This window comes from Actinomadura sp. K4S16, assembly GCF_008327685.1.
Lineage (GTDB): Bacteria > Actinomycetota > Actinomycetes > Streptosporangiales > Streptosporangiaceae > Spirillospora.
This window is the reverse complement of the sequence record NZ_BDDE01000014.1, coordinates 356,711-375,729: the sequence shown is the minus strand read 5'-3', so window position 1 is coordinate 375,729 and position 19,019 is coordinate 356,711. Positions and strand designations below refer to the sequence as shown.

20 protein-coding genes are annotated in these 19,019 nt (G+C 70.9%); 6 read left to right on the top strand and 14 right to left on the bottom strand.

Features of this window, described 5'->3' with window-relative positions; translation table 11 throughout:
• Positions 1-740: 740 nt before the first annotated feature.
• From murA to purD, 5 genes are all read right to left on the bottom strand, one after another.
• The gene (murA, locus tag K4S16_RS20165; protein ID WP_149260753.1) at positions 741-2,027 is read right to left on the bottom strand and encodes a UDP-N-acetylglucosamine 1-carboxyvinyltransferase; all 1,287 of its coding nucleotides are present in this window, start codon (positions 2,025-2,027) and stop codon (positions 741-743) included.
• Between the two features lie 269 nt (positions 2,028-2,296).
• On the bottom strand, positions 2,297-3,085 hold the full coding sequence (locus K4S16_RS20160; protein ID WP_149260524.1) for an MOSC domain-containing protein: 789 nt from the start codon (positions 3,083-3,085) through the stop codon (positions 2,297-2,299).
• Positions 3,086-3,093: 8 nt separating this feature from the next.
• Complete coding sequence (gene purB, locus K4S16_RS20155; RefSeq protein WP_149260523.1) at positions 3,094-4,404, bottom strand: adenylosuccinate lyase; 1,311 nt, start codon at positions 4,402-4,404, stop codon at positions 3,094-3,096.
• Positions 4,397-5,542 carry a low temperature requirement protein A gene (locus K4S16_RS20150; protein ID WP_149260522.1) on the bottom strand — a complete coding sequence of 382 codons (1,146 nt, stop codon included), beginning with the start codon at positions 5,540-5,542 and terminating at the stop codon, positions 4,397-4,399. Before K4S16_RS20150 ends, purB begins: the two co-directional genes overlap by 8 nt.
• 34 nt (positions 5,543-5,576) lie before the next feature.
• Positions 5,577-6,827: a phosphoribosylamine--glycine ligase gene (gene purD / locus K4S16_RS20145; RefSeq protein ID WP_149260521.1), complete on the bottom strand. Its 1,251-nt coding sequence runs from the start codon at positions 6,825-6,827 to the stop codon at positions 5,577-5,579.
• Between the two features lie 368 nt (positions 6,828-7,195).
• Between purD and K4S16_RS20140 the strand changes: the two genes are divergently transcribed.
• Complete coding sequence (locus K4S16_RS20140; protein ID WP_149260520.1) at positions 7,196-8,281, top strand: magnesium and cobalt transport protein CorA; 1,086 nt, start codon at positions 7,196-7,198, stop codon at positions 8,279-8,281.
• 223 nt (positions 8,282-8,504) lie between these two features.
• On the opposite strand, the gene K4S16_RS20135 is transcribed toward K4S16_RS20140, so the two are convergent.
• Complete coding sequence (locus tag K4S16_RS20135; protein ID WP_149260519.1) at positions 8,505-9,347, bottom strand: glycerophosphodiester phosphodiesterase family protein; 843 nt, start codon at positions 9,345-9,347, stop codon at positions 8,505-8,507.
• Between K4S16_RS20135 and K4S16_RS20130 the strand changes: the two genes are divergently transcribed.
• Positions 9,334-9,549 (top strand): hypothetical protein, encoded by a 216-nt coding sequence (locus K4S16_RS20130; protein WP_149260518.1) that lies wholly within the window; start codon positions 9,334-9,336, stop codon positions 9,547-9,549. The genes K4S16_RS20135 and K4S16_RS20130 overlap by 14 nt on opposite strands.
• A 23-nt stretch (positions 9,550-9,572) precedes the next feature.
• On the opposite strand, the gene K4S16_RS20125 is transcribed toward K4S16_RS20130, so the two are convergent.
• The 3 genes from K4S16_RS20125 to K4S16_RS20115 all read right to left on the bottom strand — a co-directional run bounded on the left by K4S16_RS20125 (position 9,573) and on the right by K4S16_RS20115 (position 12,424).
• A complete protein-coding gene (locus K4S16_RS20125; protein WP_149260517.1) occupies positions 9,573-10,856 on the bottom strand; it encodes an adenylosuccinate synthase in 1,284 nt (427 codons plus the stop codon).
• Between the two features lie 173 nt (positions 10,857-11,029).
• A complete protein-coding gene (locus tag K4S16_RS20120) occupies positions 11,030-11,452 on the bottom strand; it encodes a DUF3151 domain-containing protein (protein ID WP_149260516.1) in 423 nt (140 codons plus the stop codon).
• A 102-nt stretch (positions 11,453-11,554) separates the two neighbouring features.
• Entirely contained in the window at positions 11,555-12,424 is an 870-nt protein-coding gene (locus tag K4S16_RS20115) for a hypothetical protein (RefSeq protein WP_149260515.1), read from the bottom strand.
• Between the two features lie 271 nt (positions 12,425-12,695).
• Here K4S16_RS20115 and K4S16_RS20110 point away from each other — a divergent pair, with 271 nt between their 5' ends.
• Positions 12,696-13,490 (top strand): SAM-dependent methyltransferase, encoded by a 795-nt coding sequence (locus tag K4S16_RS20110; RefSeq protein ID WP_149260514.1) that lies wholly within the window; start codon positions 12,696-12,698, stop codon positions 13,488-13,490.
• A 29-nt stretch (positions 13,491-13,519) separates the two neighbouring features.
• Here K4S16_RS20110 and K4S16_RS20105 read toward each other — a convergent pair whose 3' ends face one another.
• The 4 genes from K4S16_RS20105 to fbaA all read right to left on the bottom strand — a co-directional run bounded on the left by K4S16_RS20105 (position 13,520) and on the right by fbaA (position 16,489).
• Positions 13,520-14,050 (bottom strand): GNAT family N-acetyltransferase, encoded by a 531-nt coding sequence (locus K4S16_RS20105; RefSeq protein ID WP_235036934.1) that lies wholly within the window; start codon positions 14,048-14,050, stop codon positions 13,520-13,522.
• Positions 14,051-14,134: 84 nt separating this feature from the next.
• Positions 14,135-14,749: a TIGR03086 family metal-binding protein gene (locus tag K4S16_RS20100; protein WP_268843259.1), complete on the bottom strand. Its 615-nt coding sequence runs from the start codon at positions 14,747-14,749 to the stop codon at positions 14,135-14,137.
• A 191-nt stretch (positions 14,750-14,940) separates the two neighbouring features.
• Complete coding sequence (locus K4S16_RS20095) at positions 14,941-15,390, bottom strand: helix-turn-helix domain-containing protein (protein ID WP_149260511.1); 450 nt, start codon at positions 15,388-15,390, stop codon at positions 14,941-14,943.
• A 76-nt stretch (positions 15,391-15,466) separates the two neighbouring features.
• Entirely contained in the window at positions 15,467-16,489 is a 1,023-nt protein-coding gene (fbaA, locus tag K4S16_RS20090) for a class II fructose-bisphosphate aldolase (protein WP_149260510.1), read from the bottom strand.
• A gap of 169 nt (positions 16,490-16,658) precedes the next feature.
• On the opposite strand from fbaA, the gene K4S16_RS20085 reads away from it, so the two are divergent.
• Positions 16,659-17,384: a DedA family protein gene (locus K4S16_RS20085; protein WP_308800803.1), complete on the top strand. Its 726-nt coding sequence runs from the start codon at positions 16,659-16,661 to the stop codon at positions 17,382-17,384.
• 72 nt (positions 17,385-17,456) lie between these two features.
• Complete coding sequence (locus tag K4S16_RS20080; protein ID WP_149260509.1) at positions 17,457-17,858, top strand: hypothetical protein; 402 nt, start codon at positions 17,457-17,459, stop codon at positions 17,856-17,858.
• Here the strand turns inward: K4S16_RS20080 and pyrE are convergent.
• Positions 17,855-18,391, bottom strand: a complete 537-nt coding sequence (pyrE, locus tag K4S16_RS20075) for an orotate phosphoribosyltransferase (protein ID WP_149260508.1) — start codon at positions 18,389-18,391, stop codon at positions 17,855-17,857. The two genes, K4S16_RS20080 and pyrE, sit on opposite strands and share 4 nt — an antisense overlap.
• A 59-nt stretch (positions 18,392-18,450) precedes the next feature.
• Between pyrE and K4S16_RS20070 the strand changes: the two genes are divergently transcribed.
• Positions 18,451-18,975, top strand: coding sequence for a hypothetical protein (locus K4S16_RS20070; RefSeq protein WP_149260507.1), 525 nt, complete (start codon positions 18,451-18,453; stop codon positions 18,973-18,975).
• Positions 18,976-19,019 lie beyond the last annotated feature (44 nt).

Here is a 19,019-nt window from a genome sequence, read left to right as displayed (position 1 = left end):
AGCACCGCAGTTCCCGTGCGATTCGCCTTCCCGCGGGCCCGCCTCCGCGAAGCGGGGCGGGTCCTCTTACCCGAGCTCTCGTCCGTTCCGGTGAAGCGGACACGAGCTCCTTCCAGCTGGCAGATCGGGTCAGGGCGACGTGATGTGACACCCAGACGCGAAATCGAATCAAGAGTGCGGCGAAAAAGTAACCTACGGGACCCCCTGGTCAGTAATTTGTCACCATTCGGCCAGCCTTGATCCTGCATCTTCGGATGTCCGAAGTAGAAAAACAAGACCCGAAATCACCGCGGAGGCCCCTTCCTGACGCACCTACGTACTGGAGGGACCCCTGCGGCGTCCGTTTGGTTTACCCGATGGCCGAAATCCGGCGACCCGATCTCGGCCGCTCCGGAAAGACGAGGGATCCGTCCGGAGCGGGCCGTCCGCGCCGGCAGGTGATTTTTTACCGCGTTACGGTCAGGTCGATCGGGACCGTTCCAGGCATGACTGCGCAGGTCAGAGAGTCGGGCTTCGGACAGTAAGGACGCCTCGCCCGTGCCGTGCGTAGTCGGATGGTAACGCATAGCTCAGGCGAATTGCAGTGGTTCGTTACACGGCCCGTCAGGGATCAACCGGGAGTTGGTCAGGCCGAGGCCACATTCGGCCGATCCCCGCCCCGGGGCGCCGAGCCGGAACGCCGGGTCCTGACGGCGCGCCAAAACGCCGCGCCGGGGTCCGGCGCGGCGTGGCGGGCGGGGCTAGCCGACCTCGCGGACGATCTCGGCGCCGAGCTGGGAGAGCCGCTCGGCCGTGTGCGCGTGGCCGCGGTCGAGGTAGTAGGCCGAGGTGATGGTGGTCTCGCCCTCCGCGGCGAGGCCGGCCAGCACGAGGGCGCTGCCGCAGCGCAGGTCGTGCGCCTCGACCTCGGCGCCGCGCAGGCCGCGCGGGCCGTTGACCTTCGCGCGGTTGCCGTCCACCTCGATGTCGGCGCCCATCTTGGCCAGCTCGCCGGCCAGCTTGAACCGGCCGTCGAAGATCCGCTCGTAGATGTAGGACGGGCCCTCGGCGAGGCAGGACACCGCCATGATCGGCGACTGCAGGTCGGTGGCGAAGCCCGGGTACTCGTCGGTGATGACGTTGATCGGGCGGAGCGTCCGGTCGCGGCGCACCTGGAGGACGGCGCCCTGCTGGTGGAACTCGACGCCCATCTGCTCCAGCTTGTCGGCCGCGACGCCGAGGTGCTCCAGCGAGGCGCCGACGAGGCTGAGGTCGCCGCCGGTGATCGCGGCGGCCATCACGAAGACGCCGGCGTCGATCCGGTCGGGCATCACGGTGTGCTCGACGGCGGTCAGCTCGTCCACGCCCTCGACCGTGATGAACCCGGTGCCGCCGCCGCTGATCCGGGCGCCCATCGCCTGGAGGATGGCGATGTTGTCCAGCACCTCGGGCTCCAGCGCCGCGTTCTTGATCAGCGTGGTGCCGTGCGCCAGCGCCGCCGCCATGATCAGGTTCTCGGTGCCGGTGTGCGAGGGGGTGTCGCAGTAGAGCGTGCCGCCGCGCAGGTCGCCGGCCTTGATGTGGATGATGCCGTCGCCGTTGTCGGCCACGTGCTCGGTGACCGTGGCGCCCATCCGCTTGAAGCCGTTGTAGTGGAAGTCCAGGTTGCGGCTGCCGAGGTTGCAGCCGCCGACGCCCTCGATGACCGCCTCGCCGAGGCGGTGCAGCAGCGCCGGGACGAACAGGAACGAGCCGCGGAACCGGGACGCGATCTCGGCGGGCAGCACCGGGCTGTTCAGCGACGACGCGTCGATCACCAGCGTGCGCTCGGTCTCGTGGAGCTCGGCCTTGGCGCCCACGGCCCGCGCGAGCTCCACCGCCCGCCGCACGTCCTCGATGATCGGGACGTTGCGCAGCACGGTGCGTCCCCTGGAGGCCATCAGCGAGGCGCCGATCATCGGCAGGACGGCGTTCTTCGCGCCCTGGATGAAGACCGTGCCGTGCAGCTGCCGGCCGCCGCGCATGCGGTAGCGAACCTCGTGGCCCATGCTCATGCCGCCTAACTTCCTCTCGGGTGCGGTTGCGTGTGCGATCCAGTTGGGAGCACGAGGGCCGAGCGTGCCTGACGGTGTCCCCCCGTTGCCGACGCGACCCCAGTAAACCATCGGGCCGGAGGTGTGGTGTCCGGCCTTGGTCCCGCGGGCGTCAGTCTGCTCGTTGAGACTTCCGGAACACGCCAAAGGTTCGCGTTCCCTGGGAAAATTCCCAGAAGGAGCCTAGGGGCGGCGAACCCCCGCCGCCGGTGTTTTGAAGATCATCAAGGGGTGCGGACCTCGACGACCTCGACCGGGTCGCCCACCGTGAGCGTGCCGAGGACGCGCGGAACGCAGTTCTGGCCGAACTGGATGCCGCGCTCCCGGGTGCGGTAGGAGGCGAGCGTCCGCAGCGGCTCGCGGCCGCGTTCGGCGGTCCGCTGGTCGGTGGTGGTGATGACGCACCGGGAGCACGGCTTGACCATCTCGATCACGGTCTCGCCTACGCGCAGCAGCCGCACCTCGTCCTCGCCGTAGGGGCCGAGGCCCTCGACGACGAGGCTCGGGCGGAACCGGTTCATCGGGAGCGGCTCGTCGAGCCGCGTGTTGAGGTCGGCCAGCGACTCGGCGGAGATGACCAGCAGCGGGTAGCCGTCGGCGAACATGACCTCGCCGCCGCCGCGGCGCGTGGGCCGCCGCCCGGTGAAGCGCACCAGGCGGCAGTCGGCGCCGAGCAGGTCGCCGAACCAGGCCGCCGCCTCGTCGCCCTGGTCGACGCCCTGGCACTCCGACCGCTGGACGGAGACCTCCCGCACCTCGCCCGCGTCCACGGCCTTGTGGACGAGCCGCGAGGCGCCCGGCGCGTCCACCGTGAGGACCGTCCCGTCGTAGGACGGGCTCATCAGCGCCATCCGGGCGTGGTCGCGCTGGGACAGGAAGCGGCCCTCGGGGGTGACCAGCATGAACTCGCGGTCGAACGGCAGGCCGCGCGCGGTCAGTTCGGCGGTGCGCAGCGCGGTCCCGCCGCCGCTCTTGAGCGGGTAGGCGTTCAGCTCGGTCAGGATCCCCCTCACGGCCCCTCCTAACTGAGAGCGGTCAGGCGGTCGAACATCGGGGCCAGGCGCTCCACGAAGCGCTCGGGGCGGCACACCTCGTCCAGGCGCTTCTCGTCCAGCGTGAGGCCCGCCTCCGCCGCGTGGGCGCGCAGCGTCTCCCGGAACGGCGTCCCGGTCTCCCACGTCTCCATGGCGGCCTTCTGGACGAGGGGGTACGCCTCGTCGTCACGCGACATGCCCGCCTCGACCAGCTCCAGCAGGACGGTCGAGGTGTAGATGAGCCCGCCGGTCGAGTCCAGGTTCTCCCGCATGCGGGCCTCGTCAACGACAAGTCCGGACATGAGGCGGTTGGTCAGGTTCAGCATGTAGTCGAGCGCGATGGAGGCGTCCGGCAGCGCGATCCGCTCGGTGGAGGAGTGCGAGATGTCGCGCTCGTGCCACAGCGGGATGCCCTCCAGCACCGGGACGATCTGCGCCCGCACGATCCGCGCCATCCCCGCCAGCCGCTCGGAGATGATCGGGTTCTTCTTGTGCGGCATCGCCGAGGAGCCCTTCTGGCCCTTGCCGAACGGCTCCCACAGCTCCCGGACCTCGGTGCGCTGCCCGTGCCGCACCTCCAGCGCGATCGCCTCGCACACCGTCGCCATGATCGCCAGGGCGGACACCCACTCGCTGATCCCGTCGCGGATGACGACCTGCGTCGACACGTCGGCGGCCTTCAGGCCGAGCTTGCGCGCGACGTGCAGCTCGATCGCCGGGTCGATGTTGGAGTACGTCCCGACCGCGCCGGAGATCGCCATCACGCCCACGGCCTCGCGGGCGCGCCGCAGCCGGTCGCGCGACCGGGCCATGGCGAACGCGAAGTCGGCGACGCGGTGGCCCCACACGTCCGGCTCGCCGTGGATGCCGTGCGTCCGCCCGACCCGCAGCGTCGCCTGGTGGGCCAGCGCGTGGTCGCGCAGCGTCGCGACGAGCGCGTCCGCCTTCTCCAGCAGGATGTCGGTGGCCTCGACCAGCTGGAGCGCGAGCGCGGTGTCGAGCAGGTCGGACGACGTCATGCCGAAGTGGACGTACCGGGCCGCCTCCCGGGGCTCGGTGTTGTCCGCCCACGCCGACAGGAAGGCGATCACGTCGTGCTGCGTCACCGCCTCGATCGCGTGCACCGCCTCCGGCGTCGGCGGCGGCGCCTTGCGCACCGGCTCCACCACCTCCGGAGGGATCGTGCCGGCCTCGGCGTGGGCCTCGACGACGAGGACCTCCACCTGGCACCACAGCTCGTACTTGTGCGCGTCGCTCCAGACGCGTCCCATCTCCGGAAGGGTGTAGCGCTCAATCACCCGACGATTGTCCCAGGCCGGGAACCGCCGCGTCCGGCCGGGTCGCCGCGTGTTCGAGTGCCAGCGCGGCGACGATCACCAGCACGAGGGCGGCGATCTCCGCGGCGGCCAGCCAGAGGCCGAGCGGGGTGGCCGCGAGCGCGACCGCGGCGGCGCCGAGCCGGATCCGGGACGGCCCGATGCGCACGATCCGGCGGAACGCGACGTCGCCCGCCAGGTAGAGCGCGACGCCGCCGGCCAGCGCGAGCGCGGGGCCGAGGTGCAGGGCGTCCCAGGCGTGCCCGACGGCCTGCCCCATCCCGGCCGCCGCGACGATGATCCCGACGACCAGCGGGATGTGGGCGTAGAAGTAGCCGAACATCGTCATCTGGGTGCGGCGCAGGTCGTCCGCCGCGGTCAGCGACTCCTCGGCGCGCTCGTCGTCCCTGGCGAAGTAGCTCCACCAGACGGCGGCCGCGAGCGCCAGCCCGAGCAGCACGGCGACGACCAGGCCCGGGTCCAGGTGCGCGTGCTCGGCGCCCGCCCCGACCGCGATCACCGACTCGCCGATCGTGATCATGACGAGCAGCCCGTGCCGCTCCACGATGTGCGCGGGCTGGATGGTGAACAGCCCGCCCGGCGGCACGATGTACGGCTGGACGATCGGGACGACGAGCGCGAGCGTCCACAGCACGTACACCCCCGGCCCGTGGTCGAGGATCCCGGCGACGATGATGAGCACCGCCGCGAGGAGGTTGGCCGGCAGGACGCGCAGGATGTGCGGATTGCCCTGCGCGTACAGCGTCACGTGGGCGAGCACCAGCACCAGGTACCCGAGGCCCCACAGCACGCCGCCGCCCTTGAACGCCGTCGGGGTGGCCAGGGCGACCATGAAGAACCCGGCCATCCCGACCAGGAGCAGCAGCCGCCGTCCCGTCGTCGTTGGCGTGAGCGTGTTCGTCAGCCAGGCGTAGCCGCCGTACATCCACCACAGGACGCCGAACATCAGCACGATCTGGAGCAGGCCCAGCACGTTCAGTTCCTTGACCAGGACGTGGCTGAGCTGGGTCACCGCGAAGACGAACACCAGGTCGAAGAAGAGCTCCAGCGTCGTGACGCGGTAGACCTCTTCGCGTACGGGCACGGAGGAGGAAGCCATGCCTGACCTCACTTGATTAGTTGTAATCAAGTAATCATGGCATGGAGATCGCCTTCAGCGCTATGTCGGTGCGGTGGTGGGAGCCGCGCAGACCGATCTTGGAGACGGCCTCGTACGCGGCGGCGCGGGCGGCGCCGAGATCGGGTCCGGTGCCGACCACGTTCAGGACGCGCCCGCCGCTCGCGACCGGCTGCCCCTCGCCGCCGAGCCCGGTGCCCGCGTGCAGCACGTAGGCGCCCTCCACCGCGGCGGCCTCGTCCAGGCCGGTGATCTCGTCGCCCTTCACCGGAGCGGCAGGGTAGCCCTCGGCCGCCACGACCACCGTGACGGCCGCGCCCGGATGCCATTCAAGCCGTAGGGCCGGGTCGAGCCCGCCGATCGCGCACGCCTGGAGGAGCGTGGCGACGGGGGTGGCCAGCCGGTCCAGGACGACCTGGGTCTCGGGGTCGCCGAAGCGGGCGTTGAACTCCACCACCCGCACGCCCCTGGACGTCAGGGCGAGCCCGGCGTACAGCACGCCCACGTACGGGGTCTCGCGGCGGCGCAGTTCGTCGACGGTCGGCTGGACGACCGCGGCCATGACCTCGTCCACCAGACCCGGCGGCACCCAGGGCAGCGGCGTGTAGGCGCCCATGCCGCCCGTGTTCGGGCCCTCGTCGCCGTCGTAGGCGCGCTTGAAGTCCTGCGCCGGCAGCAGCGGGACGGCGTGCTGCCCGTCGCACAGCGCGAACAGGGAGACCTCGGGGCCGTCCAGGTACTCCTCGACCACGACGCGCTCGCAGGCGTCCGCGTGCCGCAGCGCCTCGTCGCGGTCCTCGGTGACCACGACGCCCTTGCCGGCCGCCAGCCCGTCGTCCTTCACCACGTACGGCGGGCCGAAGGCGTCGAGCGCCTCCTCCGCCTGCCCGGTCGACTCGCAGACCCGCGAGTCGGCGGTCGGCACCCCCGCCGCCGCCATGACCTCCTTGGCGAACGCCTTGGACGCCTCGATCTTGGCGGCGGCCCGGTCCGGCCCGAAGCAGGGGATGCCGGCCTTGCGCAGGGCGTCACCCACGCCCGCCACGAGCACGGCCTCCGGCCCGACGACGACCAGGCTGATCCGGAGCCGCGTGGCCAGCTCCACCACCGCCGTGCGGTTCGTCGGATCGAGCTGGTGGTTGTCCGCGATCTCTGCCGTGCCCGGATTGCCCGGGGCGCAGTGGAGGGCGGTGACGGCAGGGTCGCGGTGCAGGGCGCGGGCGAGCGCATGCTCGCGGCCACCCGATCCAAGGACGAGTACTCGCACGTCGTGAGCTTACTGGTCCGCGCCGCCGCGCCGGGGGCGCATAACCCCCGTGCGGACGGGGATGGAGCGGGGTGAGGCCGCCGTCACACGGGGGGCGTGTGAACCTCACCGATACGGGCGGCGTCCTACATATCGGCTGGTAGGCTGCGACGGGCTTGACCGCCCGCCGTCGAGGCGCGTGAAAGGAGGTGGTCGGGATGAGTCCTGGTGATACTTGCAGTTCGCCAGAGAACCCTCACAGTCCGGACAGGGCTGTCCCTCCGTCCGCCTCCATCTGGCGCCCGGCCTTCGCCCTCGCGCGCTCCCTTCGCTGACCAGCGGGGGTTGAGCGCGCGCTGCGTGCGTGGCCGGCGGGTTAGGAGCACCTCATGGCCATGACACGAGTCCGCCCCAGCCGCGTGCTCTTCAAGACGCGCGGCCGCCCGAGCGGCGTGCAGGCTCCGAACCGCGACTCGGCGGTCATCGACTGGGCCGCCTACATCGACGGCCACCGCGTCAGCACCGAAACCGTCGCCGACGCCGTCCGCCTGGTGCGCGACGGCCGGCTCGTCCCCGACGGCGACAGCGCCGGCTTCGTCTGGGTCGGCCTCCACGAGCCGTCCGCCGCCGAGCTGAGCGACCTCGCCGAGGTCTTCGGCCTGCACCCGCTCGCCGTCGAGGACGCGATCCACGCCCACCAGCGCCCCAAGCTCGAACGCTACGACGGCGTCCACTTCGTCGTCATGAAGACCGTCGGCTACGTCTCCAGCGGCCCCGGTGGAGCCGAGGTCGTCGAGACCGGCGAGATCATGCTGTTCTGCGGCCCCGACTTCGTCGTCACCGTCCGGCACGGCGCCCACGGCGCGCTCGGCCCCGTCCGCCGCCAGCTGGAGAAGGACCCCGGCCGCCTCGCCCTCGGCCCCGCCGCCGTCCTGCACGCCGTCACCGACCGCGTCGTGGACGGCTACGTCGGCGTCGCCAACGCCGTCATGGAGGACATCGACGAGGTCGAGGAGGCCGTCTTCTCGCCCGAGCGCACCGACGAGTCCCGGCGCATCTACCGGCTCAAGCGCGAGGTCATCCAGCTCAAGCGCGCCGTCGGCCCGCTCGCCGGCCCGCTGCGCAGCCTGTCCGGCCGCCGCTTCGTCCCGGCCGAGATCAGGGAGTACCTCCGCGACGTCGAGGACCACCTCACCCGCGTCCGCGAGCAGGTCGAGTCCTACGACGAGCTCCTCAACCCCATCCTCCACGCGCACATGACCCAGGTCACCGTCGCCGACAACAAGGACATGCGCAAGATCTCCGCCTGGGGCGCCATCTTCATGGTCCCCACCGCCATCGCCGGCGTCTACGGCATGAACTTCGACCACATGCCCGAGACCCGCTGGCAGTACGGCTACCCCATGATCCTCAGCGTCATCACCCTCGCCTGCTTCGCCCTCTACCGCGGCTTCCGCCGCAACGGCTGGCTCTAGTTTTTTGCGTTTCTCTCCTCCTTCGGGCCTGGCGGCCCTCCATCGTCGAAAAACGCGGGCGATCGCTGGCATCGCTCCGGCTCGCCTTGGCGGCTCGCTGCGCGATCAGGTTCTCGCTTCGCTCGCACCTGCCTTCGGACGCGATCGCAGCCATTGAGGTCGCTGCGGGGTTGCGGCGGTGGCTGAGCGTTGCGATCCAGGGCGAAGAACTGAGCCTTGTGGATCAGACGGCGGGGGTTGCGGCCATGAGGGCCAGCAGGCGGTCGGGGTAGTCGGTGACTATTGCGTCTGCGCCTTGGGTTATGAAGCGGGTCATGTCTGCGGGGGTGTTGACCGTCCAGACGATGACGGGGAGGGCCAGGGCGTGGGCCTGGTCGATCAGGGTCGGTGTCGTCATCGCGTGTTCGGGGGAGACGGCCGTGGCGCCCAGGGCGAAGGCGGCGGCGACCGGGTCGGCCGGGGAGTGGCCCGCCAGCCAGCCGGTGCCGGGGGCGAGGGTCTTGCGTTCCATGAGGGCGACGCGGCCCAGGTCCGGGTAGTGGCGGCGGGCCTCGGCCAGGACGCGCCAGTCGAAGGCCAGGAGCCGGGAGCGCTCGGTGCAGCCGAAGGTCTTCAGGACGGCCGCGACGGCGGCGGTGAGGAGTTCCACCTCCTCGTCGGTCCAGGTCGGGTCCGTCTTGAGTTCGACGGAGAGCCCCACGTCCGCGGGGGCCAGGAGGGCGCACGCCTCGGCGAGCGTGGGGATGCGGGTGCCGGGCATCGGGGCGGCGTCGCAGCTCAGGCCCGCGTCGAGCGTCCGCAGCTGGGCTAGGGACAGCTCGCGGACGGGCTTGCCGACGTAGGGGTAGGCGGGGTCGCCCGGCCAGGCGGGGCCCGTGTCGGCGAGGACGGCGGGGGACACCACCTGGTCGTGGCCGAGGACGACGACGCCGTCCGAGGACATGCCCACGTCCAGCTCGATGGTGTCGACGCCGAGGTCGAGAGCATGGGCGAAGCCGGGCAGGGTGTTCTCCGGACGGAGGCCCCGCGCCCCACGATGTCCGTGCACCTCGATGATGGAGATCACCGAACGCACGCTACCGTCCGTGACCGAACGCGCGGGCGCAGACCCCGGCCACCACAGCAACCACGCGACGACCTCAATGGTTGCGATCGCGTCCGAAGGCAGGTTCGAGCGAAGCGAGAACCTGATCGCGCAGCGAGCCGCCAAGGCGAGACGGAGCGATGCCAGCGATCGCCCGCGTTTTTCGACGATGGAGGGCCGCTAGGCCCGAAGGAGGAGAAAAGCGCATTAAACGAGAGGTCGCAAGGAAAGTGTTTGGTCGCGGCCCGGGCCTACGCCGATTGCGGAGATCTGGGCGCCGGACATCTCCTCCAGTGCCCGGACGTAGGCCTGCGCGTTCGCGGGCAGGTCCTCGAACTTCTCGGCGCCGGTGATGTCCTCCTGCCAGCCGTCGAGGTACTCCAGGATCGGCTTGGCGTGGTGGAACTCGGTCTGCGTGGTGGGCAGCTCGTCCACCCGGACGCCGTCGACCTCGTAGGCGACGCACACCGGGACCCGTTCGAGGCCGGACAGGACGTCCAGCTTCGTCAGGAAGTAGTCGGTGATGCCGTTGACGCGGGTGGCGTAGCGGGCGATGACGGCGTCGAACCAGCCGCAGCGGCGGTCGCGGCCCGTGGTCACGCCGTACTCGCCGCCGGTCGTGCGCAGGTACTCGCCCTGCTCGTCCAGCAGCTCGGTGGGGAACGGCCCGGACCCGACGCGGGTCGTGTACGCCTTGAGGATGCCGATCACGCGGGTGATCTTGGTGGGGCCGACGCCGGAGCCCGCGCACGCGCCGCCCGCCGTGGGGCTGGAGGACGTCACGAACGGGTAGGTGCCGTGGTCGATGTCCAGCAGCGTGCCCTGCGCGCCCTCCAGCAGGACGACCTTGCCGTCGTCCAGCGCCTTGTTCAGGACGAGCGTGGTGTCGGCGACGAACGGCTTGAGGCGCTCGCCGTAGGCCAGGTACTCCTGGACGATCGGCCCGGTCTCGATGCGGCGGCGGTTGTAGACCTTCGTGAGGACCTGGTTCTTCTCGCGCAGGGCCAGGTCGAGCTTCTGGGTGAGGATGTTCGGGTCGAACAGGTCCTGGACCCGGATGCCCATCCGGTTGATCTTGTCGGCGTAGGTGGGGCCGATGCCGCGGCCGGTGGTGCCGATCCGGGCCTTGCCGAGGTAGCGCTCGGTGACCTTGTCGAGGGCGCGGTGGTGGGGCATGATCAGGTGCGCGTTCGCCGAGATCAGCAGCCGCTCGCAGCTGATGCCGCGGTCCCGCAGCCCGTCGATCTCCTGCAGCAGCACCGCCGGGTCGATCACCACGCCGTTGCCGATGACCGGGACGACGTCGGGCGACAGCACTCCGGACGGCAGCAGGTGCAGCGCGTAGCTCTTGTCGCCGATGACCACCGTGTGGCCCGCGTTGTTGCCACCCTGGTAGCGGACGACGTAGTCGACGTCCCCGCCGAGCAGGTCTGTCGCCTTGCCCTTGCCCTCATCTCCCCACTGGGCACCGACAAGAACGATGGCAGGCATGCCACTTTTCCTTCCCACGACGAAGGCCCCGGTCGCCGCAAGCGAAGGGGCCTCTTGCGATCAAAGCGTACCCTCAGCTGGGCTGCAAGGAAACCGGAGGCGGATCCGCCCCCGGCCGGGGCCTTGGGCGGCGGGTCCGGCGGACGGCCCGTCCGGCCGCCGGACCGCCTGCGTCAGGAGCCGTTGAGGGCGTCGGCCGCGGCGGCGCTGCTGTCGCGGAGGAAGGTCCGGCAGCGCTCGGCCTCGGAGTCCTCGCCGATGGCGGCGGCGGCACGGGCGAGGGCGTGCAGGGCGCGCAGGAAGCCGCGGTTCGGCTCGTGCTCCCAGGGGATGGGGCCGTGGCCCTTCCAGCCTGCCCTGCGCAGCTGGTCCAGCCCGCGGTGGTAGCCGGTGCGGGCGAACGCGTAGGAGTCGATGACGCTGCCCTTGGCGAAGGAGCGGTCGGCCAGCTCGGCCCAGGCGCCCGGGTAGTCCGGGTGGCGCGCGGCGACCTCGAACGGGTCGATGCCGTTCTCCAGGGCCGTCCGGGCCTCTTCGTTGTCCGGAAGTTCGGTCGGAGCGGGGCCGCCGAGCAGGTTCTGGGTCATGCGGGCCATCGTAAGCAGCCCCGGCGGGCGCCCGACAACCCGGGGCGCGGGCCCCCGCCGCCTGGGCGCGGACGCGCCCAGGGGACAGGGGCTGCCCGCACCCGCCGCGTGCTACTTGCCGGATCCGAAGAGGGAGGCGACCAGGTCCGTCAGCTTCGGTGCCGTCGAGCCGGCCCCCTTGACCTGGGTCCGCATGGCCGGGAACAACTCGGTGTAGCTCTTGCTCGTCAGGTACATCTGGAAGTTCGCGGCGTTGTTCCCGGACGCCGACGGCAGTCCGGCGCGGAAGTCGACGAGCCAGCCGAGCGCCCCGCAGCTGCTCGCGGGGACGGAGAACGTCGTGTCGTTCATCTTCATGGCGATGGCGTTGTCGAACCACTCGACCGAGCCGTCGTCGCCGACGAGGTTCAGCGAGATCGGTGCCTTCTTGGAGCCGATGTAGCAGCCGTCACCGAGCAGATCGTTCTTGAGCTTGATCCTCATGTCGATCGTGGAGGCGTACTGGCCCTGGTCGGTGGTGTAGAGCCTGAAGCTGCCGACGTACTGGGTCTTGACCTTGAGGCCGAGCAGCGGGAGGGACCCCGTCCCGGGGATGCCGAGCGCGCCGTCCGGCACGGTCATCGCCTTCGACCGCATGCTCACGAAGATGTTGACGGGCTCGGACGTCTCGGGGTCGAAGCTGGACTGCATGGTGATCGTGACCGGCTCGGTGATCTGCTGCGTCATCGAGCCGAGCTTCATCGTGCCGCCGCTGAGGACGATGACCGCGCACTGCCAGTTGGCGGGGTCGGCGCCGACGGGCAGCTGGTCGGGGCAGTCGCCGAAGTCGAACTCGACGGGCGCGTTCTCGCCGAAGTCGGCGGCCGCGGGCGCGGCGCCGAGGGCGACGACGGCGGCCGGCACGGTCAGCGCGAGAGCGGACAGCAGCCGGGCGGACCGGAGCAGGGCGCGCATCCGGGCACGGGAAGTGGAGAACTTCATGGGGGTGGGGTGCCTTCCTGGCGGGCGCACGCGATCGCAGCGCTTGAGAACGTTCCAACCAGTCCACACTGTAAAGATCCACTTCTCCCGATCTCAAGATCCCGTGCAGCGTCTCCGTGCCGTCCCCGTGGCCGCTACCGGTCAGTAATCGCCGTGCCGCCCGCGCTCCCACCAGGGGCGGCGGTTCGCCGGCGGCACGGCGGAGCGATGCCGCGTCCGGAGCCGCGGAACGCATCTGGAGCTCGCCGCCGCGTCCGCCTACGATCAACCGATGAGCAGGCCGCAGGGCGTCGACACGTCCGTCCCGAGCCCCGCCCGCGTCTACGACCACCTGCTGGGCGGCAAGGACAACTACGAGGTCGACCGCAAGGTCGCCGACGGGCTGCTGAAGATCATTCCCAGCATGCGCCTGGTCGCCCGGGAGAACCGCGCGTTCCTCGGACGGGCCGTCCGGTACCTGGCCGGTGAGGCCGGCATCAGGCAGTTCCTGGACATCGGGACGGGCTTGCCGACGCAGGACAACGTCCATGACGTGGCGCAGCGGATCGAGCCCGCGGCCCGCGTCGTCTACGCCGACAACGACCCCGTCGTCCTCGTCCACGCGCGCGCCCTGCTCACCAGCACCCCCGAGGGCGCCACCGACTACGTCGAGGCCGATCTGCGCGAGCCGGACGCGATCCTGGAGCACGCGGCGGCCACGCTGGACTTCGACGAGCCCGTGGCCCTCCTCCTGGTCGCGATCCTGCACTTCCTCCCGGACGAGGACGGCGTGCACGGCATCGTGGCAAGGCTGGTGGACCGGCTGGCGCCCGGCTCCTACCTCGTGATCTCACACGGCACGCCCGAGGAGAACCCGCAAGGGGCGTCCGACGCCGCCGAGGAGTACACCAGGCAGGCTCCCAGCGCCCAGATCACTCCCCGGAACCGCGACGCCATCAACGGGTTCTTCACGGGCCTGGAACCGGTCGACCCCGGCCTCGGCTACATCACGTCCTGGCGCCCCGAGGGCCCGGTCGTCCCGCCCGAACAGGTCGGCCTCTACGGCGGCGTGGCCCGCAAACCATGAGCGGACGTGCCGAACCTTCTTGACCGGCCTCAGCGAATGGTGGCGCCGGCGAGAGGCAGGGTGAAGTGGGCCGCGCCGCCGTCCAGGGTGGAGCGGGCGGACGGCCAGCCGTGCCGGACGAAGTGGAGCCCCTGCCGGTTCGTGAGGATGATGTCCGCGTCGAACTCGTTGATTCCGCGCCGTGCGGCCAGTCGCGCTAGGTGGCCGACGAGGGTGGTGCCCAGGCCCCGCTGCTGCCACGGGTCGGTGACGAGGACGGCGACGTCCGCCCGCCAGGGCCGCGCGGGGTCGCGGACGTACTCGGCGATGCCGGCGATCTCGTCGCCGTCCAGGCCGACGAGGGCGTCGCGGTCCCAGTGGTCGAGGCGGTCGAGCAGGCCCATGTAGTGGTCGGGGATGCGGGGCGTCCCCGAGAAGAAGCGCGTGTAGAGGCTGGCGGCCGAGAGCCGCTCCGACATCCGCCGGACGCGGGGGCCGTCGGTGATCCCGTACGGGCGGATCCGGACGTCGGCCAGCGCGGCGTCAATGCGAGCGGCGCTGCGCACATCGAGTTGCTTCACACAACTTATTGGACCGCATGAAGTTGTGTGAAGCAACCCACGAGCCCGGTGCATCGCGCCGCGATCCGGGCGGCGGCCGGCCCGTCAGGGCGGCGGGCGGCGGCCGAGGAAGGCGACGAGGCGTTCGCCGGGCGACGCGTGCGGACCCGCTTCGACCGGTTCGCGGAAGAGGGGACAGCGCCCGTCCGGCGGCGCCAGGGTTCTCGCCACCGTGAGGAGGTGCACGGCCAGACCTGGAGGGACGGGCTGCCTTGCGCCGGTCGCCTGCGCGACGTCCCAACCGTGCACGACCGCTTCGAGAGCACCCGCGCCGGCCACCAGTTCGCCGGGGATCCGCAGGTCGCCGATCGCCGCCCTCGTGCCGCGGCCCGGGCAGGCGGCGGAGGCCCTGGCGTGGCGGAGCACGCGAACGGCCTGCACGCGCAGTGCCGACACCGGGTCGCCGGCCGGTTCGACAGCGACGGGGCGGAGGCCGATCCGGCCCGCCGCCAAACCCTCGTGCACCGCGGCGAGGGAGTCGCCGATGTGCAGCAGCAGCATGTGGAGGTCCCATTCGGCGCACGGCGTCGGGCGCGTGAGCATTCGCCGAGTGACGGGCTGGACGGCGGTCAGGAGGAAACCGATCGAGCACTCCAGGATGCCCGCGCTCGATGGCGGGGACGGGCTCGAAGGGAGGGGCGTACTCGGTGGGAGGGACATTGACGCGCCGGCCGATTCCCGCATTCGGCTCCTCCGCTCGCTAGGACGGTCACCAGGGCAGACCGCCGCCGCGCGGAGAATTCATCGGCGGCCCTGGCGGAGCCAATCCTGCGGCCGCCGAGAAAAATGAAACGTCGGCGTTTATCGAGAAAGGCGCACGTTTCGCGGGGAAGGTGCGCTGTACCGCCAAATCAGGCGCTCGGGCCGGGACGGGGATCGACGTCGCCGGGGCCGAGTTGCGCCCCGCAGGAATCGCAGGTGAAACGGGGGGTCAGCGTGCCGTCGCAGCCCCGGTGGCCGATGACCAGGGGCGGGCCGTCCGGCGCGTAGTGGCGGTCGCCCCACATCATCAGGGTCATGACCGCGGGCCACAGTTCCACGCCCTTGCGGGTCAGCCGGTACTCGTACCGGTCCGGCCGCTCCTGGTACCTGACGCGGCGCATGATGCCCTCGTCGCAGAGCCGGTTGAGCCGGTCGGTGAGGACGTTGCGGGCCACGCCGAGGGCGTCCTGGAAGTCGTCGAAGCGCCGCACGCCCTGGAAGGCGCTGCGGATCACCAGCATCGTCCAGCGGTCGCCCACGACCTCCAGCGAGCGGGCGACCGAGCAGTTCTGCGACTCGTACGTGCGGGGCAGTGCCACGCCTTCGACCCTACCCGCGTTTCGTCAGGCAACGGGCTCGGCCGGGGGCCGGCCGCGCGGCCCCCGGCCCGCTCCACTACTTCAGCTTCTTGCCGGCGGACTGGAGGTTCTCGGCGGCCTCGACGATGCGGGCGGCCATCGCGGCCTCCGCCGCCTTGCCCCACGAGCGCGGGTCGTACTGCTTCTTGTTGCCGACCTCGCCGTCGACCTTCAGCACGCCGTCGTAGTTGCGGAACATGTGCTCGGCGACCGGACGGGTGAACGCGTACTGGGTGTCGGTGTCGATGTTCATCTTGACGACGCCGTACGACACCGCCTCGCGGATCTCCTCCAGCGTGGAGCCGGAGCCGCCGTGGAACACGAGGTCGAACGGCTTGTCCTTGCCGTACTTGGCGCCGACCGCGTCCTGGATCTCCTTGAGCACCTCGGGACGCAGCTTGACCGAGCCCGGCTTGTAGACGCCGTGCACGTTCCCGAACGTCGCGGCCAGGATGTAGCGGCCCTTCTCGCCGACGCCCACGGCCTCGGCGGTCGCGATCGCGTCGCCCGGCGTCGTGTACAGCTTCTCGTTGATCTCGTTGGCGACGCCGTCCTCCTCGCCGCCGACGACCCCGATCTCCATCTCCATGATGATCCGGGCCTTGGCGCACTCCTCCAGCAGCTCGGCGGCGATCTGCAGGTTCTCGTGCAGCTCGACGGCGGACCCGTCCCACATGTGCGACTGGAACAGCGGCTCCTCGCCGCGCGCCACCCGCTCCTGCGAGATCTTCACCAGCGGCCGCATGAAGCCGTCCAGCTTGTCCTTCGGGCAGTGGTCGGTGTGCAGGGCGATGTTCACCGGGTACTTGGCCGCCACGACCCGGGCGTACTCGGCCAGCGCGGTCGCGCCCGTGACCATGTCCTTCACCGTGGAGCCGGACAGGTACTCGGCCCCGCCGGTGGACACCTGCACGATTCCGTCGCTCTCGGCCTCCGCGAACCCGCGCAGCGCGGCGTTCAGCGTCTGGCTGGACGTCACGTTGATCGCGGGGAAGGCGAAGCCGTCGCGCTTCGCACGGTCGAGCATCTCCGCGTAGACCTCGGGCGTTGCGATGGGCATTGTCAGCGTCCTTTCATACGCAGGGTGCCGCCGGGCATCCGGCCGGGCGGTAGCTCCCGGACGTCCGCGTACCCAGTGAGTGCCCAGGTCACGCGGTTTCCGGTTCGGGCATGCCGTCCGCGCTCAGTATCTCGCCTAATCGGAGCGTGGGGAAAGGTACGCTCGCGGTGTGGATCTCACTGCCCTTCCCCTTGACATCATGGAGTGGCTGCACCCCACCGCGTGGCTGCAGCTCTTCGGCACGTTCGCGACGATCGGCGTGCTCGCCATCATCTTCGCGGAGACCGGCCTTCTGGTCGGCTGCATCCTCCCGGGCGACTCGCTGCTGTTCACCGCGGGGATCCTCACGGCGGTCTCGACCGTCAACGGGCAGGAGTTCCAGCCGCTGTCGCTGCCCTGGCTGCTCATCGGCGGCCCGGTGGCGGCGATCGCCGGCGCCCAGCTCGGCCACTTCCTCGGCGCCCGCTACGGCCGCAAGCTCTTCGACCGGCCCGACTCCCGGATCTTCAAGCACGAGTGGGTGGAGAAGGCCGAGTACTACTTCAACCGGTTCGGTCCCGCGAAGGCCGTGGTGCTCGCCCGGTTCATCCCGATCGTTCGGACGTTCCTGAACCCGCTCGCCGGGATGCTCGGCATGGACGCGAAGAAGTTCTTCGTCTGGAACGCGATCGGCGGCATCGTCTGGACGGACGCGCTGTTCCTCCTCGGCCACTTCCTCGGGTCCGAAGTGCCCGACGTTGAGAAGTACATCCTCCCGGGCGTAGCGGTCATCTTGGTTCTTTCGGTCATTCCGATCATTCGGGAGGTCCTGAAGGGGCGCAAAACGGACCACGGTCCGAATAAGAATGGTCCCGAAGAGTCCCGTCCGTCGCTCAGCGGTGACAGTTATCGCTAACCTCCCCATGTGGGACGTCACCGGTCGGACCCTAGGGGTCTCGCGCGCATACTGATCGCGGCCTTGGCCGTGATGGCAGCCTTGGCCCTGCTCATCGTCGGCGGCATGGCCCTGGTCAACGCGATCATGAGCGAACCCGACAAGAAGGGCCCCGCCACCGGGGTCTCGGCTTCGAGCGACGGCGGGCGCAAGACCCCGAGCGGCAGCGAGGCCACGACGTCGCCCACGGCCGCGCTGCCCCTGGTGATCCACGTGACCGGCCAGCCCACGAAAGTCGTCGTCCGCGTCGCCGACGCCGGCGGCAAGGTCCTCGCCAACGGCCCCCTCAGCACCGGCGACACCCTCCAGTTCAAGGAGGCGCCCCTGGCGGTCGCCGCCTCCAACGGCGGCTCCCTGCAGGTCGTGATCTACGGGGAGGTCCAGCCGCGCCAGCCGAACGGGCAGCGCGCCCAGTGGTTCATCAAGGCCCGCTAGCCGAGCCCCAGGTCGGCGACGTCGTACGGGTGCCGGTACTCCAGCCCCTCCTCGGCGATCCGGCCGGCTGCACCGCGCTCCAGGATCGTCGCGACCGCGACGACTTCCGCTCCCGCCTCGCGTAGCGCCTCCACCGCGGTGAGGACCGAGCCGCCCGTGGTCGAGGTGTCCTCCACCGCGAGGACGCGTCGGCCCGCCACGTCCGGCCCCTCGATCCGGCGCTGGAGCCCGTGGGCCTTGCCCGCCTTGCGGACGACGAACGCGTCCAGCGCCCGGCCGCGCGCCGCCGCCGCGTGCAGCATCGCGGTGGCCACCGGGTCGGCCCCGAGCGTGAGCCCGCCGACGGCCTCGTAGTCCAGGTCGGCGGTCTCGTCCAGCATGACCCGGCCCACCAGCGGGGCCGTGGCCCCGTCCAGCGTCACCCGGCGCAGGTCCACGTACCAGGACGCCCGCTTGCCGGAGGACAGCACGAAGTCCCCGTGCACCACGGCCTTGTCCTTGATCTTCTGCAGCAGCTCATCTCGATCGCTCACGTGCAGAACCCTATTCACCCTGCGTACGCGCCCCGGCCCCGGCGTGTACGGTTCGCGGGGTGACACCCGGAACCGTCGTCCTGCTGCACGCCCCCGGCGCCACCGCGGCCTCCTGGGGCGACCTCCCCGAGATGCTCCGCTCCTACGGCCTGGACGTGGTGGCCCCGGACGTCCCGGGCGACGACGGCCCCCGCTACATCGCCCGCGTCTCGCTGACCATCACCGCCACCGACCCGGTGGCCCCGCTCGTCCTCGTGGCCCACGGTGCCGCGGGCCCCCTGCTGCCGGGCATCGCCCTGGCCCAGCGCGCCGCCCACCGCCCGGTAGGCGGCTACGTCTTCGTCGACGCCGACCTACCCCGCCCCGCTCGCCACGACCACGGCGCCCCGCAGGACACCCTCCCCACGGCCCCAGATTGGCCCGAGGCGCCCTGCGGCTACCTCCGCACCCATTCGGACCGCTCCGCCTCCCCCGAGCACGACCAGGCCATCAGAGAGGCCCACCTACGAGGCTGGCCGACAACCGAACACGACCCCCCCACCGCAGTAGCCCAATCCCTGAGCGAACTAATAACGAGGTTGTGACTGTGTCTTCCCAGGGGGTCGCCCCCCTGGGAAGTCACAGCGCG

What these genes read in the sequence shown, in the direction of transcription:
- K4S16_RS20130 (WP_149260518.1), top strand. Translation starts at nt 9,334, where the DNA reads ATGATGGAGATCACCGAACGCACGCTACCGTCCGTGACCGAACGCGCG.
- K4S16_RS20140 (WP_149260520.1), top strand. Translation starts at nt 7,196, where the DNA reads ATGGCCATGACACGAGTCCGCCCCAGCCGCGTGCTCTTCAAGACGCGC.
- K4S16_RS20120 (WP_149260516.1), bottom strand. Translation starts at nt 11,452, where the DNA reads ATGGCCCGCATGACCCAGAACCTGCTCGGCGGCCCCGCTCCGACCGAA.
- fbaA (WP_149260510.1), bottom strand. Translation starts at nt 16,489, where the DNA reads ATGCCCATCGCAACGCCCGAGGTCTACGCGGAGATGCTCGACCGTGCG.
- murA (WP_149260753.1), bottom strand. Translation starts at nt 2,027, where the DNA reads ATGGGCCACGAGGTTCGCTACCGCATGCGCGGCGGCCGGCAGCTGCAC.
- K4S16_RS20110 (WP_149260514.1), top strand. Translation starts at nt 12,696, where the DNA reads ATGAGCAGGCCGCAGGGCGTCGACACGTCCGTCCCGAGCCCCGCCCGC.
- K4S16_RS20115 (WP_149260515.1), bottom strand. Translation starts at nt 12,424, where the DNA reads ATGAAGTTCTCCACTTCCCGTGCCCGGATGCGCGCCCTGCTCCGGTCC.
- K4S16_RS20080 (WP_149260509.1), top strand. Translation starts at nt 17,457, where the DNA reads ATGGCAGCCTTGGCCCTGCTCATCGTCGGCGGCATGGCCCTGGTCAAC.
- K4S16_RS20125 (WP_149260517.1), bottom strand. Translation starts at nt 10,856, where the DNA reads ATGCCTGCCATCGTTCTTGTCGGTGCCCAGTGGGGAGATGAGGGCAAG.
- K4S16_RS20100 (WP_268843259.1), bottom strand. Translation starts at nt 14,749, where the DNA reads ATGTCCCTCCCACCGAGTACGCCCCTCCCTTCGAGCCCGTCCCCGCCA.
- K4S16_RS20150 (WP_149260522.1), bottom strand. Translation starts at nt 5,542, where the DNA reads ATGGCTTCCTCCTCCGTGCCCGTACGCGAAGAGGTCTACCGCGTCACG.